The sequence below is a fragment of the Mesorhizobium sp. M4B.F.Ca.ET.089.01.1.1 genome (genome assembly GCF_004022605.1).
GTDB lineage: Bacteria > Pseudomonadota > Alphaproteobacteria > Rhizobiales > Rhizobiaceae > Mesorhizobium > Mesorhizobium abyssinicae.
Map to the genome: position 1 here is coordinate 1 of NZ_RZOS01000098.1, position 15,937 is coordinate 15,937.

The 15,937-nt window shown below is 58.7% G+C and carries 11 protein-coding genes and 1 pseudogene; 9 read left to right on the forward strand and 3 right to left on the reverse strand.

Annotated features, from left to right (window positions below):
* The coding region (locus EN780_RS12360; RefSeq protein ID WP_189556517.1) for an acyltransferase at positions 1-627 on the reverse strand (627 nt) is incomplete at its 3' end.
* A 1,147-nt stretch (positions 628-1,774) separates the two neighbouring features.
* On the opposite strand from EN780_RS12360, the gene EN780_RS12365 reads away from it, so the two are divergent.
* Together EN780_RS12365 and EN780_RS12370 are read left to right on the forward strand one after the other, a co-directional pair.
* A complete protein-coding gene (locus EN780_RS12365) occupies positions 1,775-2,632 on the forward strand; it encodes a glycosyltransferase (RefSeq protein ID WP_245478292.1) in 858 nt (285 codons plus the stop codon).
* Positions 2,629-3,579, forward strand: coding sequence for a glycosyltransferase family 4 protein (locus EN780_RS12370; RefSeq protein ID WP_128274001.1), 951 nt, complete (start codon positions 2,629-2,631; stop codon positions 3,577-3,579). Before EN780_RS12365 ends, EN780_RS12370 begins: the two co-directional genes overlap by 4 nt.
* Before the next feature lie 318 nt (positions 3,580-3,897).
* On the opposite strand, the pseudogene EN780_RS40595 reads toward EN780_RS12370, so the two are convergent.
* Positions 3,898-4,599 (reverse strand): annotated as a pseudogene (locus EN780_RS40595) (IS30 family transposase); the annotation flags it as partial.
* 138 nt (positions 4,600-4,737) lie between these two features.
* Between EN780_RS40595 and rfbA the strand changes: the two are divergent.
* From rfbA to EN780_RS12410, 7 genes are all read left to right on the forward strand, one after another.
* Positions 4,738-5,628, forward strand: coding sequence for a glucose-1-phosphate thymidylyltransferase RfbA (gene rfbA, locus EN780_RS12380; protein ID WP_127391631.1), 891 nt, complete (start codon positions 4,738-4,740; stop codon positions 5,626-5,628).
* Positions 5,621-6,175 carry a dTDP-4-dehydrorhamnose 3,5-epimerase gene (rfbC, locus tag EN780_RS12385; protein ID WP_127309983.1) on the forward strand — a complete coding sequence of 185 codons (555 nt, stop codon included), beginning with the start codon at positions 5,621-5,623 and terminating at the stop codon, positions 6,173-6,175. The genes rfbA and rfbC overlap by 8 nt, the downstream gene beginning before the upstream one ends.
* Positions 6,176-6,198: 23 nt before the next feature.
* Positions 6,199-7,281: a dTDP-glucose 4,6-dehydratase gene (gene rfbB, locus EN780_RS12390; protein ID WP_127309984.1), complete on the forward strand. Its 1,083-nt coding sequence runs from the start codon at positions 6,199-6,201 to the stop codon at positions 7,279-7,281.
* Positions 7,278-8,261, forward strand: a complete 984-nt coding sequence (gene rfbD, locus EN780_RS12395) for a dTDP-4-dehydrorhamnose reductase (protein ID WP_127309982.1) — start codon at positions 7,278-7,280, stop codon at positions 8,259-8,261. Before rfbB ends, rfbD begins: the two co-directional genes overlap by 4 nt.
* Positions 8,258-12,739: a glycoside hydrolase family 99-like domain-containing protein gene (locus tag EN780_RS12400; RefSeq protein ID WP_128274003.1), complete on the forward strand. Its 4,482-nt coding sequence runs from the start codon at positions 8,258-8,260 to the stop codon at positions 12,737-12,739. Before rfbD ends, EN780_RS12400 begins: the two co-directional genes overlap by 4 nt.
* Entirely contained in the window at positions 12,736-13,716 is a 981-nt protein-coding gene (locus tag EN780_RS12405) for an NAD-dependent epimerase/dehydratase family protein (protein ID WP_127309980.1), read from the forward strand. Before EN780_RS12400 ends, EN780_RS12405 begins: the two co-directional genes overlap by 4 nt.
* A gap of 240 nt (positions 13,717-13,956) precedes the next feature.
* Complete coding sequence (locus EN780_RS12410; protein ID WP_127309979.1) at positions 13,957-14,931, forward strand: hypothetical protein; 975 nt, start codon at positions 13,957-13,959, stop codon at positions 14,929-14,931.
* A 714-nt stretch (positions 14,932-15,645) separates the two neighbouring features.
* Here the strand turns inward: EN780_RS12410 and EN780_RS12420 are convergent.
* On the reverse strand, positions 15,646-15,937 hold a 292-nt coding region (locus EN780_RS12420), incomplete at its 5' end, for a hypothetical protein (RefSeq protein ID WP_210215037.1).

Here is a 15,937-nt window from a genome sequence, read left to right on the forward strand (position 1 = left end):
GTTCTGGATGGTCGATGCGATGATTAAGCCGCCACAGAACTCCAAGATAACCGGAGCTCCGGAAAAGCCGAAGACCGCCGCATCGGTCGATAAGTTCACGTAAACCATCAGCGCGAAGACAGAGATCAGAATGGCCGCGCCCCTTGCCCTGGTACCAACTATGCCGGAAACCACCGCGACCGCGAATGCCATGTAAAAGAACATTTCGTATTCAAGAGTCCAGCCGACCCCCAGCGCAGGAAGCTCGCCTGTGACAGGCCTCTCGACGAACAGCAGTGAGCGGCCTAATTGCGGCCATGTCCACAATTGTGAAGCCCAACAAACATAGGCGAGGGTCATCACCCAGTAGAGGGGAGCAATGCGTGCCAACCGCTTAGCCATGAAGTCATATATGCCCGCAGCTCCCGTTTCAAACCGCTGCAAACCAATGACCAATCCAGAGATCACAAAGAAAATCGGCACGCCAACGGCGCCGAAAACCGCCAAGTTTCCATATGAGAGAAGCCACGGCAGATCGCCGCCGGCCAGTTTGTGGATCGAACCATAGGTGGCGTAGTAGTGATGCACGACGACGAGCAGCGCAGCAATTCCGCGCAGCCCCTGTATCGACAAAAATACTTTCGGCACAACTCCCCCCGAGAAGCTTCTTTTCGTCTTTTGAGAAGTTTTTCGCATCCTTTGTGGGCAACAGCAATCGAGAGCCAACTCCTATGCACTGTTTCGTGCAAGCGCGCCCGCCAGGACGCGCGGCGCGTTTCTCCGCTCTGAGAGACAGCGGTCAACTGAAATGCGCGTTGGCGGGCTGCATGCTTCTCTTGACAATACATTTCTTCGAATGTGTGCTGGCCTTCACGGCCGGCTGTGGCATCAAGTCCTTCGCCAATCGATGCCGGCGTCATGGTGTCGGGCCGTTCCCGATCCGGGCGAGAAAAGGCCCGATATTTTTGCCGATCCGCGCTTGGCCGAGCGGGTCCTGCCGCCGCCGACGCCGGAGGGCACTGAGAAGTTTGAGGGCCGACGACTGGACCCGGCGCAACAATCCTTGCGGTGTCATCCTCTCCAACGCGAGGCCGCCAAGGATGCACAGGCCGAGGATCCAGCAATAGTGGTATCCATCGCCAGCCCGAACTTCCAGAACACGAGGACATCGCGCCTGAACCGAGCAGTCACTGGCGAACCAGTCTCCGTTTGATATTCCAGACAACAGGCAAAAAAGCGGGAATTCCCGCGAGGTGCCTGATGCGTGGAACGAGGCAGCGATATTATCGTGCAATTTTAGATAATTTAGGGGAAATTTCCCTGCTTCAGATCAGGGAAATTCGACCAAGTATCCGGCAAAGTCAGAGGTCGGCGGCGATCTAACAGGGAAATCCGTTGTGCATTGCGCGGGATCCGATTGTCGTTTCGCGGGATCGAATTGTCCAGGAATGCGCTGCCGTTTGATGGGAATCCGGTAGGAGCGGTTTGCTCCTTCCCGAAACGGAATGTGATGAGCCAGGATGTGATTGTCGGATGCGGAGGCTGCGACAGAAACAGCAAGGCGTGGAGGCGCCATAAGGGGCCGTTTTGCCTGTTTCCGAACGCGCTGTTCCTGAGACTTGCGATCGCGACGGGGACCGCTATGAGCGCGCGTTGCACTTCAGGTGAGAGAGTGATAGCGCCTTGGCATGGCCGCTGTGAGTCTTTAGACCGTCATTCCGGCCAAGTTCATTGCGCCCTATCAGTTGATCGGCCAGAATGACATCCGGAAGCATACGACAAAGGATTGAGGGATTTGGTCGATCTCAACACCCACATTGCGAATGCTGCGCGTGATAGGAATTCCCCGCGAGTCGTCGCGGTCCTTACAACACGGAACGAAGAACGGTTCATCGCCGAATGTCTTGAGAACCTCTTTCGTCAAGGCGTGCAGGTCTACGTCTGCGACAATCAGTCGACGGACCGAACGCTTGAGATTGCCCAGCGCTACTGCGGGGCTGGATTGATAGGATTCGAAAGTATCCCGCATAACGGCTGGTATTGCTGGGAGCACCTTCTTCGTCGCAAAGAGGAACTATTTCAGTCGCTCGAAGCAGACTGGTTCATGCATGTTGACGCTGACGAGATCCACCTTCCGCCGACTTCGTACTCATCGTTGGTCTCCGCCATCGCGGCAGCCGACGCACTCGGCTGCAACGCGATCGAGTCTTCCGAGTTCACGTTCATTCCTACCAGGGAAGCCCCCAATCACGACAATACCAATTATCAATACACGCTGCGGACCTACTACCCGTTCCGGCCGACCTCCCCACACTGCGTCCGTGCGTACAAGAAACAGGACGGCCCCATGGAGATTGCGTGGTCAGGCGGCCATCGCGTACGCTTCGGGGGGCCGGTGACGCTCTACCCCGAGCGTTTTCGCATGAAGCATTATCTGTTCCTGAGTGCAGAGCACGCCGCGCGCAAGTATGCTGGCCGCCGGTACCTGAGCGAGGAGGTCAATGGTCTTGGTTGGCACGGATGGCGACCTCGCTTGCGATCAGAGGATATCCGGCTGCCGGACGCCAGCCAGATGCGCGCCACTGCGACGGACGACGATCTGAACGAGGCCAATCCATGGTCGGCGCACTGGCTTGAGCGGTACGCCCCGTGAGCGATGTACACCTCCCCCGCATCCTGGCGATCGCGGACCGACCCGGCTGGGCGATCGATCGCAAGACCCAAAATCTCCGGCGCGTGCTGGAAAGAAGGTTCGAGATCGTCGAACGATTTCAGCATGATGTGACTGAGTCCGACGTGAACGCGGCGGACATCGTGCTCATCTTCTATTGGCTCCAAATCTCGAAACTGCCCCTGCCGGAATCGGCCCTCGCCCGGCGGTCTGACAGGCTGCTCATCGGGATCTGCAGCCACAGAGAGCTCGAGGGCGAATTCCGCGAGCCGGGGCTCGCCGCCCTGCACCGGCTGGCGCGCGCTGTGTTTGTCAATAATCGGCAGCTCGAGCACGAATACGGTCCTCTACTGCGTGTTCCGGTCCACTACACGCCCAATGGGGTCGACACGACATTCTTTTGTCCCCCACAAGAGCAACCCCGGGCTGGCGAGCTCCGCGTCGGATGGGCGGGAAGTCTGAGCAACCATGGTCCGGCGCATCGGGGCTTCCACGACGTCATCGAGCCCGCGGTCGCTGCCGTGCCGGGTGTGCGACTACTGACTGCGGTTCGGGAGCAACGCTGGCGCAGCCATGACGAAATGCTCGACTTCTATCGGGGTCTCGACGTTTATGTCTGCGCCAGTCGCAGCGAAGGCACTCCCAATCCTTGCTTGGAGGCGGCGGCGTGCGGTGTCCCCTTGGTAACGACCCGTGTGGGAAACATGCCCGAGCTGATTCGGGATGGCGACAACGGGCTGTTCTTCGATGGAACTGCGGAGGGGCTTGCGAACAAGCTCGCCCTGTTGCGGGACACGCCGTCGCTGGGGTCGCAGATGGCCGCCCGCATGATCGAGACGATCCGAGAGTGGGATTGGGGAGTGCTGGCCGAAAACTATGCGCACATGTTTGCCTCGTTGCTTGCTGCAAGCGAGCGGTCGGGCCGGTGAGATGTTGCTTCAGATTGCCAAACCTGACCTTTGTAGCGCCATTCGAGATTTCCCGGATCTTCCATACCTCGCTCAGCAGAGATGACGCTGTGCAAGGCAATCGAGACCTGGTATGGGCGCCGTTCGCTATTCGATGGCGGCGACTATCATTGTTCCCGCGCAGACGCTCGTCCTTCAGAGGTGTTGCCGGGCGGCGGGTTTGGAGGCACGGTTTTCGCCCCCCCAGCTCAATAGACATCGTTCGCAGCGAATGGCCGCTTTGGGGCGGCGGGTTCAACCGATCGCTGCAACACACTCAGCGAACTTCTCCGCTGGGGTCTAGTAGAGCAAGGTCTTTCTGGGCGTCCGTTGAGCTGCCGCGCGATGGCGCTGAGCTTTGCCTGGCTGTGCAGGGATAGGTCGGTGCCACGTGGCAGATATTGGCGCAGCAGTCGCGGTCGGTGTTTTCATTCGAGCCGCGCTGCCAAGGCGATCGAGGATCGCAGAACTAGACCTCGACGTCCGTGGCCATTGTCAGCCGCTGGTGGTCGGCAAGCTCTTTGCCTCGGTCCCATGTCAGCGATTGATAGAGCTCTCCGGCAATTTCTGCGATTGCTTGATTAGGACTGAGACGACGCTTTCGGTATCTTTATTGGCGACCTTGATCAGCGTCACATAGCGCGAGTGACGCTCGACCAGCGTCGCCACGTAGCTGTTCTTGGACCCGGAGATGAGGTCGTCCTCCCAGTGGCCGGGAACTGCTCGATCTTCGACGGTGGCGGGCCGTTCGCTGATGGAGATTGCATCCTTGATCTGGCCCAGCCGACTCCGCTTCATGCTGGCGTGCGGGGAACGGCGGATCGTGCGCCTGGCTCTAAGATGCTCCAGCGGTTCCTTTTTCAGCACTCCACGTGCCTGAATGAACAGGCTGCGATAGATCGTTTCGTGCGACACCTGATTATGCGGCTCCCCTGGGTAGGTGCGCGTGAGCCAGCCGGCAATCTGCTCTGGCGACCATTTCCGCTGCAGCTTGACCGATACTGTCCACTAACCGATCAGGACAAACGGGGATGACCCTGGACGCTGCCCGAGCGGGAAGATTGACAAGCCATTGCTTGAAACCTAAGCACGGGCAACTTGTTGTCAGGGCGGGGGCCTCGGTTTTCAAGGGAGAGCTTGTTGAAAGGAATTATCCTTGCAGGAGGCAGCGGCACTCGTCTCTATCCGCTAACATTAGCCGTCTCTAAGCAAATACTCCCGATTTACGACAAGCCGATGATCTATTACCCGCTGAGCGTGCTGATGCTTTCGGGAATTCGCCAGATTCTGATCATTTCAACGCCGCGCGACTTGCCGGTGTTCCGGGAGTTGCTGGGCGACGGCTCGGAATTCGGGCTGGAGCTGTCCTACGCCGAACAGCCTCACCCCAATGGTCTTGCCGAGGCGTTCATCATCGGCCGCGAGTTCATCGGCAAGGACAGCGTGTCGATGATCCTCGGCGACAACATCTATTTCGGCGAAGGCTTGTCGCAGCTTTGCCGCACGGCGGCGGCGCGCGAAAGCGGTGCGTCCGTGTTCGCCTATCATGTCGACGATCCTGAGCGCTACGGCGTGGTATCCTTTGACAGGGTCAGCGGCACTGCCTTGACGATCGAAGAGAAGCCGCAGAAGCCGAAGTCCAACTGGGCCGTCACCGGCCTTTATTTCTATGATAACGAGGTCATCGACATCGCCTCGACGATCAGGCCCTCCGCGCGCGGCGAGCTCGAGATCACGGCGGTCAACAATGTCTATCTTGGGCGCGGGCAACTGCAGGTCCATCAGCTCGGCCGCGGCTATGCCTGGCTCGATACCGGCACGCATGACAGCCTGCATGAAGCCGCATCCTTCGTGCGTACCATCGAACACCGCCAGGGCATAAAGGTCGCCTGCCCGGAAGAGATCGCCTTCGAGCAGGGCTGGCTTGCCGCCGACAAGGTTCTGGAGCGCGCCATGCGCCTCGGAAAGAACGAATATGCCGCCTATCTTCGCAAGCGGGTCATGGATCTGACGGAGGACCAGGGTGCTTGAAATCAGGCCGCTCGGCCTCGACGACGTTGTGGAGATCGTGCCGAAGCGGCACGGCGACGCACGCGGCTTCTTCATCGAAACCTACAATGCCGAGCGCTTTGCGGAGGCCGGCATCGACCTGCGCTTCGTGCAGGACAATCACTCCTATTCCGCCGCAGCGGGCGTGGTGAGGGGGCTGCACTACCAGCTACCGCCGCGTGCCCAGGACAAGCTGCTGCGCGTGGTCCGCGGCAGCATCCTCGACGTTGCGGTCGATATCCGTCGCGGCTCCAAGAGCTTCGGGCAATGGGTCGCCCTCGAAATATCGGCCGAGAAGGGCAACCAGATCCTGGTGCCGAAAGGCTTCGCGCACGGCTTCGTCACGCTCGAGCCCGACACCGAGGTTCTGTACAAGGTCACCGACACCTATTCGCCCGAGCACGACCGGTCGATCCGTTACGACGACCCGGCCATCGGCATCGAATGGCCTGCGATATCAGGCGGGTTCCAGCTTTCGGAAAAGGATCTCAGCGCGCCGGTCCTTGGCATGGCGGAGGTGTTCGCATGAGAGGGTTTCGTGAGGAGGGCCACGTGAATTTCCTGGTGACTGGCGGTGCCGGCTTCATCGGCTCGGCCGTATGCCGGCATTTGTGCGCCAATCCGGCCTATCGCGTGACCAATCTCGACAAGCTGACCTATGCCGGCAACCTCGCCTCGCTGCGGCCGATCGAGAATGCACACAACTACAGGTTCGAGCAGGCTGACATTTGCGACGAGAAGGCGGTGCTCGACATATTGCGTCGCGACGACATCGACATCGTCATGAACCTGGCAGCCGAGAGCCATGTCGACCGCTCGATCGACGGGCCGGGCACCTTCATCGAGACCAACATCGTCGGCACCTACCGAATGCTGAATACGACCTTGGAATACTGGCGCGGCCTGCCGGAGGACCGCAAGACCCGCTTCCGCTTCCATCATGTCTCGACCGACGAGGTGTTCGGTGATCTTCCCTTCGACGGTGGCATGTTCATTGAGGAGACGCCCTATGCGCCGTCCTCGCCATACTCCGCCTCCAAGGCGGCCTCGGACCATCTGGTGCGCGCCTGGCACGAGACCTATGGCCTGCCGGTCGTGCTTTCCAACTGCTCGAACAATTACGGGCCGTACCATTTCCCCGAGAAGCTCATCCCGCTGGTCATCCTCAACGCGCTCGACGAAAAGCCGCTGCCGGTCTACGGCGCCGGCGCCAATGTGCGCGACTGGCTGTTCGTGGAGGACCACGCACGCGCGCTGGAGCTCGTCGCGACAACGGGGCGGCCGGGCGAGAGCTACAATGTCGGCGGCAACTCCGAGCGAACCAATCTCAGCGTGGTCGAAACGATCTGCGATCTTCTCGACCTGAGAAGGCCGCGCGCCGGCGGCGGGAGCTACCGAGATTTGATCTCTTTCGTCACCGACCGGCCCGGCCACGACCGCCGCTACGCGATCGACGCCTCCAAGATCAGTCGCGACCTTGGCTGGACACCCAGGGAGAATTTCGACAGCGGCCTGGCAAGGACGGTCGACTGGTTCCTGGACAACAAGTGGTGGTGGGGCCCGATCCGCGACCAGCGCTACAACGGCGAGCGCCTGGGCCAGGTGCTGGGTGAGAACAGGAAGGGCGCGGCTTGAGGATCGCTGTCACCGGACGCGAGGGCCAGATCGCCGCGAGCCTGCTGGAGGCGGCGCAAGGACGCAGCGACATGGAAGTCGTTGCCGTGGGCCGGCCGCAACTCGACCTTGCGCGGCCCGAGACCGTGTTCAAGGCGCTCGAAGCATCGCGGCCCGATATCATCGTCTCCGCAGCCGCCTACACCGCCGTCGACAAGGCCGAGGACGAGCCCGACCTGGCTTTTGCTGTGAATGCCGAAGGCGCCGGCGCGGTCGCCGCGGCGGCGGCTCGGCTTGGCGTTCCCGTCATCCATCTTTCGACCGACTATGTCTTCGACGGCACCAAGGACGGCGCCTATGATGAGACCGATGCGCCAGCGCCGCTCGGCGTCTACGGCGCCTCCAAGCTCGCCGGAGAAGTAGCGGTGGCGGCAGCCAATCCACGCCACCTGATCCTGCGCACGGCCTGGGTCTACAGCCCCTTCGGCAGGAACTTCGTCAAGACGATGCTGAGGCTGGCTGGCGACCGCGACGAGATCGCGGTGGTGGCCGACCAGTGGGGAACCCCGACGTCTGCGCTCGATATCGCTGATGCGATCTTGCATGTGGCGGCAGTTCTGCACGGCGACAAGGACTTTGTTTCGTTCGGCATCTACCATCTGGCGGGAACCGGCGAGACCACCTGGAGCGGCTTCGCCCGTCATATCCTGGAAATAAGCAAGGCGTTGGGTGGCCCGCATGCTGGGGTGCGCGAAATCGCGACCAGAGACTATCCGACAAAGGCGCGCCGCCCAGCCAATTCGCGGCTATCGACGGCAAAATTCGCGGTCGCGTTCGGGTGGACGGCGCCGAAGTGGAGGGCGTCGGCGGAGATAGTGGTTGCCCACCTCGTAGGGAATAGTCGGAACTTAGGGCGTCGATCGAGAGACAGTGCTACGGATCGCTTGTCGGGGCTACCTCGAAGCGGTTCGGCGCCAATCAAGGACAGCCTTCAACGATGAACGAACCAACGACCCCAGCGAAGAACAGCGTTCCGAAAGCGGAAGCTACCAATACCCGTACACGGTCGCTTCGCCGGCTCTATGATACCCATGACGGCAAGGTGTCGGACAAATGGTCGATCTACCTGAGTGAATATGACCGTTTTTTTTCGAAATATCGAAGCAAGCCGGTTCGGATCCTCGAAATCGGTATCCAGAATGGCGGCTCACTTGAGATATGGGGAAAGTATTTTCCAAAGGCGGAAATTATTCTCGGCTGCGATATCAACCAGAATTGCGGTCTGCTGCGTTTCGACGACAAGAGGATAGACGTTGTCGTCGGGGATGCTAACTCGGAAGAGATCCAGAGTAGTATTGTTGCACGATCCGAGACATTCGACGTGATCATAGACGATGGGTCGCATATATCTTCCGACGTCATACGGACATTCGCGCGTTATTTTCCTCACCTCTTAGACGGTGGGATATTCGTTATCGAGGATTTGCATACCAGCTACTGGCAGGATTTCGAAGGTGGCCTCTACGATCCGCTTTCCTCGATATCGTTTTTCAAGCGATTGCTGGACTTGGTAAATCACGAGCATTGGGGACTGGATCACCGTCGAACGGATGCACTTGCAGCATTCGCCAATCGGTACGGGATCGCATTCGATGAGCCTTCGCTTGCGTCCATCCATTCCATAGAGTTCCTGAACTCTCTTTGCATCATAACTAAACGGCCGTCCCAGGAGAACGTCCTGGGGCGGCGCCATGTAGCCGGGGAGGTCGCGGCCGTCGAGCAAAGCATCCTTCGACTTGATGGTACGGTGCTGAACGCTGCCAGCCAAGCTGGAAATCCGTGGTCGTTACAGTCGATGACGATGGAAGAGGAGATCGCGGGCCACAGGGAACAGGGCGAGCATCGCGAAATGCAGACGCAGGCGCTCCTCGAAGAAGTCGCCAAGTCGCGCAGAGAGGTCGAGAGCCGCTCCGGCGAAATCGCACGCGCAAGAGCCCAACTCGCTGCGAGGGCAGAAGAGATACACGCTTTGCAAGCGGAACTGTCGACGGTGCATGTGGACGCCAGCACGCTCCTTGCCGATCGCGACAATGCGCGCTCCGAGGAAATCCGGTTGCATGGTATTCTTGATGCCGTCTACGCCAGCACGTCATGGCGACTGACCAGGCCTTTGCGCGCAATTGGGAGCCGTGTTCGCGCGATCGGCAATTCACCCATCAAGTTTTGCCGTTTCGCGGCTCGCGCCGCTTACGCCTGTTGGCACAATCTGCCGCTGCCGATCAACGCCAAGCGGAAGCTGAAGAGAGCGGCGTTTTCAACCTTCCCTTCGCTGTTTGGCGTTACGAATGCCTACCGTGCCTGGAGAAGCTTGGAGGCGCCCAACGCACCCTTGGGCGACAACGGAGCGGCATCGTATAGGTCGGCCACCTCTGGCCCGGGCTTTGCTCCTGAACCTGTCTATGTGCCGCGTCTCGAAGCGCCGCCGCTGCTTCAGAAGCCGGTGCGCGTCGTCGCGTTCTACCTGCCGCAGTTCCACCCGATCCCCGAAAACGATGAATGGTGGGGGCATGGCTTCACAGAATGGACCAATGTCAGGTCCGCCCAGCCGCAATTTGTCGGCCACCACCAGCCGCATGTACCGGATGCGCTTGGCTACTATGATCTGCGCGACACCGCCGTGCAGCGCCGCCAAATCGAGCTGGCAAAACTCTATGGAGTGGAGGCCTTCTGCTTCTATTTTTATTGGTTCGGCGGCAAGAGGCTATTGGAAAAGCCGCTCGAAAACTGGCTCGAGGACAAGAGCCTCGACATGCCGTTCTGCCTCTGCTGGGCCAACGAGAACTGGTCGCGTCGCTGGGATGGGATGGACCAGGAGATACTCATTGCCCAGGACCACTCACCCCGGGACGACCTAGCCTTCATAGCCGAGGTTGCGCCTTATCTTCGCGACCCTCGCTACATCCGAATCGACGGCAAGCCGCTGCTGCTTGTCTACCGCCCAAGCCTGCTTCCGGCGGCAGCCAAGACAGCGCGCCGTTGGCGGACATGGTGCCGGGCGAACGGTATTGGCGAGATTTTTCTCGCCTACACCCAATCCTTCGAATCGGTGCCACCCAAACGTTACGGGTTCGATGCCGCCGTGGAATTTCCGCCAAACAATTCCGCGCCGCCAAACGTCACGCACACTGTGGCGCCGCTGCGCCAGGATTTTGCCACGACTGTCTATGATTGGTCGGTTTTTCTGCAGCGCAGCGAGAACTATCCGCCCCGCAAGTACAAGCTCTTCCGCTCGGTTTGCCCCGGCTGGGACAACTCGGCACGCCGTAAGGGCGGCGGCACTGTGTTCATCAACAACACCCCCGCGCTCTACCGCAGATGGCTGGATAACGCCATTGAGGACGCGCTGACCCATGTCGACGAACCATCCGAGCGGCTGGTCTTCGTCAATGCCTGGAACGAGTGGGCGGAAGGCGCTCATCTGGAGCCCGATAGCGCAAACGGCCATGCTTACCTGCAAGCGACCCGCGACTCCTTGGAGGCGGCGAACGGAAAGCCCAAGCCCCGGATAGCAATCGTGTCCCACGATGCCCATCCCCATGGTGCACAATTGCTCGCTCTGGCGATGGCCCGGGAATTTGGGGAACTGCAATATGATGTAGATATGATCGTCCTCGGCGATGGCCCTATGCTTTCGCGCTTTGCCGAGGTTGCGTCGCTGCACCGCGTGGCTCTCGACAGCGAGCCAGTGGAATTGGTGCGCCGAAAATTGGAGGCGATACGGAATGCTGGTGCCGAGGTCGCTATTGTAAACACCACGGTATCTGGCTTGATGGTTCCGGTCTTAAAGGAAGCTGGCTTCCGCACGGTTTCTCTAGTTCACGAACTGCCTGGAGTCTTGGAGTCCTACAGTCTGAACAGGCACGCCCTCGCCATCGCCGAACACGCCGACAAAATCGTTTTTGCAGCGTCTATCGTTCAATCCGGATTCGAGAGCTTCCTCGGCGAACCGCTCAGGCAAGCATTGATCCGTCCTCAGGGCCTCGTGCGGAGAAACCCGTTCAAAGGCCAGTCCGAGGAAGCACGTCGTCTTATTTGTGATCAGCATGGCTTTGCGCCGGGCACCCGCTATGTTCTTGCCGTAGCCTTCGTGGATCACCGAAAGGGGCCGGACCTTTTCATCGAAGTGGCAGAAAAAGTTCTTAGCTCGCATCCCGGTACAGCGTTCATTTGGATTGGTCATTTCGACCAGGGGATGAAGGAAACGATTGAAACGCTTCTTGCTCAGAAGAAGCTGAAGGATAGCGTCAAGTTCGTCGGATTTGTCCAAGACCCAATGGCATACTACGCCGGAGCGTCTGCATACGCATTGACGTCACGCGAGGATCCGTTTCCGAATGTCGTTCTAGAAGCCGCGGAAGTCGGCGTTCCGGTCGTGGCCTTTCAGGATGCAACCGGCGCAGCCGATTTCATCCTTGATAGTGGAGGTAGGCTCGCGAAGAAGCTCGACGTTGAAGATTTTGCCATTCAGCTAAGCGGGATTTTGGACGGTCCTGTCCAACACTACCTCGTTACGGTTGGATCAATGCGGCAATATCTGATGGACCTTCTTCATCACGCTACAGGGTTCCAGCGCATATCGGTGGTCGTTCCGAACTACAACTACGCGAACCACCTGTTGCAACGGCTAAGGAGTATCGCGACCCAAAGTTATCCGATCTATGAACTTATCGTGCTGGACGACGCCTCGACGGATAGAAGTGTTGAAATTATCAACAGCTTCCGCGCTGAGCACAGTGAATTGGATGTGGAACTGTCCATCAGCAGCCGGAATTCGGGATCGGTCTTTCGTCAATGGGCGAAGGGCGTCGGTCGTAGCCGTGGCGATCTGGTCTGGATCGCGGAAGCCGATGATTTCGCCGAGCCTGGCTTTCTCGAAGAGCTGGTGCCCGCCTTCGCTGATCCGTCCCTTGTGCTTGCGTATAGCCAATCTGGGCAGTTGGACGGTAAAGGCCGCGTGCTCGCAGAAAGCTATATCGACTACACCCGTGACATCTCTGACGATTGGTTGTCCGATTATACCAAGAATGGCCAAGCCGAGATCAGCGAGGCGATGAGCATAAAAAACACGATTCCGAACGTCAGTGCAGCTGTTTTCCGTCGAGTTGCGATCAGCAAAGCGATTGCCGAAATCGGCGACGAGTTGTTCAGCTTTCGCGTAGCAGGAGATTGGCTCGTTTATCTCAGAGTATTGATACAGGGAAAGATGCGATTCAGCGCGAAGCAGCTCAACTGGCACCGACGACACGCGCAGAGCGTCACACAGTCCGAAATGGCGGAGACGCATCTGAGCGAGGTACGGCGGGCGCAGGAAGTGGCACGCTCACTTGCGTTAGTTTCCGCCGAAACGCGCAGGAAGGCTGATGCCTGGCTAGAGCACGTTCGCACCTATCTCGGCGTCAAAGGTTCGGATGCGGCATGACACAGGAGCGCCCGCAGCACGCCAGCGTGCGTAGGAAGGCGGTTATCCTAGGAGCTTCAGGCTTTATCGGGATCAACCTCGCACGCACCATGGCGGAGCAAGGCTTTGAGCTTGTTTGCTTTGCCCGTTATGCGTCCGAGCATTGGCCTAGGGGGAGCATCATTATTCTTGGCGATCTAGCCACCCCGCCCCGCCAACTTCTCGCCGCGATGGAGGGCTCCATAGTCTTTCACTTGGCCAGTTCCGCACGCCCGACGGCAGCAACCGACATGGCCGTCGCTGAGATCGAGGCCAATCTGATGGCCACCGTAGGTTTGTTGGAGGCGACCAAGGGCGTGGACTGTCGATGGGTTTTTTCCTCGTCAGGAGGCACCGTCTATGGTCAGACCGACGCGGCACAAATATCTGAGGAGCACGCGAATGTGCCAATCTCATCCTACGGAACGGTCAAACTCGCAATCGAGCGATATTTCAATCTCTATCGATCCCTGCACGGGGTCGACAGTGTAATCGCGCGGATTTCGAACCCATTTGGCCCATATCAGTCGGCGGCGAAAGGCCAAGGGCTGATTGCGGCCCTGTTCGACAGGATAGCCAGCCGAACGCCGGTGGAGATCTGGGGCGATGGCCAAAATATCCGCGACTACGTCTATATCGACGACGTCACGCAGGCATTGATCTTGCTCGGCCTTCGTGGAAGCGCTGGGGAAGTCTACAATGTTGGCTCCGGCGTGGGCACAAGCGTAATCGAACTGGCGACCAAAATATCCGCCATTCTTCGCATTCCGGCGGAACTTGTCTACGCGCCGGCCCGTGGAGTCGATGTCCGCCGAAACGTTCTCGATATACAGAAGATCCAACGCGATCTCGGCTGGCGCCCGGTTCATACGCTTGATGAGGGCGTCGCCCTCACGTATCGCTGGCGGCAGAGCCAAAGCCCAATTCCGGGGCAGTTCGCGACAGCGGGCAATGGCTGAGCCACACGCCTCCGCGCGGCTTCCTATGTCGGGCCTGAGCACCCAAGGGATATCACTTGCGATAAGTCAAGGTTTAATTGGGCGACTTGGGTCCCGCGTCTAGCAGCGAACTCATCAAGGCTGTGCCCGCGCCGTCACAGGGGCTTCTTATGTAGGGGTTAAGCGGCTAAGAGGGGCCCGTAGGCGTCGTACTGAACCTGGTTGAACTCGATGGCGATCCGCGCTTCCTCTGAAAGACACATGAACATGAAATTAGTGATCCATGCCGGCTTTGGAAAGACTGGAAGTAGCGCCATTCAAGAAGCATTGCATGTTTATTCGGCGGCGCTTGAACAGGATGGAATTCGCAAGATTGGCGGTGATCTGACGTTCGATCAGCCTGGGATCCCGCAATGGTTGGTCGAAGAGGCCTGCGAGAGAGACGAGGTATTGACCGAGCGGCTCGGTCGGGAAATCAAAAGAGTTGCGCCGTCTGTCGCAGTACTTTCTGCAGAAAATCTTGAATCTCCGAAGAAACCGCGACTCTTATCGGGAATTGATTGCGAGATCGATACGATCGTCGTCATTTACATGCGCCCGCAATTCCAATGGATACCAAGCGCGTGGAAGCAGTGGTACATGAAGGATGCCACCAGCCTTCGAGCTTTCGTTGAGCGTTGCTTGACAACCGGAATGCCGAATTGTCTGGAATCGCTAAACGCGTGGCGCGCAGCACTACCACGAGCTCGGGTCATTGTGAGGCCGCTCGGCCCGACTCTTGTCGGAGGTGGTGTCGTCCCGGACTTCTTTGGTTTGATCGGGAGCAGCATCTCCCCTCTAGATTTGAGGGCGAACGAAGGGATCGATTATTCTCTCCTCCACCTGATGGCCAAGCGCGCGCGGGATCTCTTCTCGGGGTATCACGACGTCGAACTTGAAAGATGGTTGCTGACAGTGCTACCCGACGAGTACAAACGCGCCAACGTTCCCATGCTCGACCTCCTGACGGCCCGGAGTATCGCAAAACGGTTTCGGGAAGAGAATGTACAGATTCTCTCCGACTTCTCTGATATCCCTGAGCCGGCACAGTTTTTGGATCGACATTGGTGCCCGGAAGTAAACCAGATATCATATCTTGAGATGACGGATGCCGAGCTGACCTCACGCGGATTGGCTATTCTTAGCCAGATAGGGCCTGATGTTTTGGAACGTTTCGCTAGATGGTCTGAAAAATGACTCCATCTGGAATGCCCCGGCGGTCCAAGTCTCCCGCATTTCGCCGCTGGCCACCGCCGGCAGGAGATGCGACAAGCCGGGATAGTCCTTGTTCGGCAAGGAAATCATATAGAGGCCGAAGTCGTCCGAGCCGAGCCGGCGTAGGAAAACGAGCGCCTCTTCAAGGGCATCCGTCGGCAGCCCCGCGCCCTGCGGCCCTCAAGTGTGGGGCGGCTACGGAAAACATGCGGTTCTAGCTCTTCCTGGGCTTTCTGACCCACGCGTTCGTTGGTTTAGTTTCCCCAAGGCACCGCACTTTGGGCATGCGAATCGTCATTTGGCCCTTCGATCGTCACGAGGGGAATTAATGGCCTTCTCTCCGGATGATGACTTGATGATGCCGGATCATCTTGCCCTCATGCGCGACCAATTCGTCGATCCGTCGGTGGCTCTTGTTTGTGGCCAAGTCGGTGGACCGGCCAAGGGCAGACAGGTGCCTCTGCCGACCATTTACGGGGCGAGGAAGACTTGCGCCATGCCTCGCTGCAGGATTTTCGCGAGGTGAACTAATCGCTCATCTCGGCCATAGCGTCGAAGTGGCCGATCTGAATCCCGTCTTTGTCTTTTGTTTCGCCCATCTCTTCGCCTCGCTCGGGTCTGACTCTCTAAGCGAGAGCACAGCGATCCTTAAGCGGCGACGTCCGGCAAATGGGCAACGCTCGTTTCCGATGGCAACTAGGCGGCCTGCAGTATCACGGACGTCTGGAAAACATCGAATATCGACCGCTCATAGCCGAGCATCTTCCACCCATCCTTCCTGAAAAAATCGAAGGTGAGGGACGTGTCGCCGTATGTCTCGCCTTCAATGCCGTTGTGAGGCAGGTAGGCGATCCCGGTGGTTTGGTGCTCCTTCACCAGTTTTGCTTGGACGTTTGTTTTCCGAACTTGATCAATGAACGGCCAGAATTCGACTGGGCGAATCGTCAGAATAAACAAAGCTTCGTCCCGCAGATGACCTCTCATGGCC

What these genes read in the sequence shown, in the direction of transcription:
- EN780_RS12400 (WP_128274003.1), top strand. Translation starts at nt 8,258, where the DNA reads ATGAACGAACCAACGACCCCAGCGAAGAACAGCGTTCCGAAAGCGGAA.
- EN780_RS12405 (WP_127309980.1), top strand. Translation starts at nt 12,736, where the DNA reads ATGACACAGGAGCGCCCGCAGCACGCCAGCGTGCGTAGGAAGGCGGTT.
- EN780_RS12410 (WP_127309979.1), top strand. Translation starts at nt 13,957, where the DNA reads ATGAACATGAAATTAGTGATCCATGCCGGCTTTGGAAAGACTGGAAGT.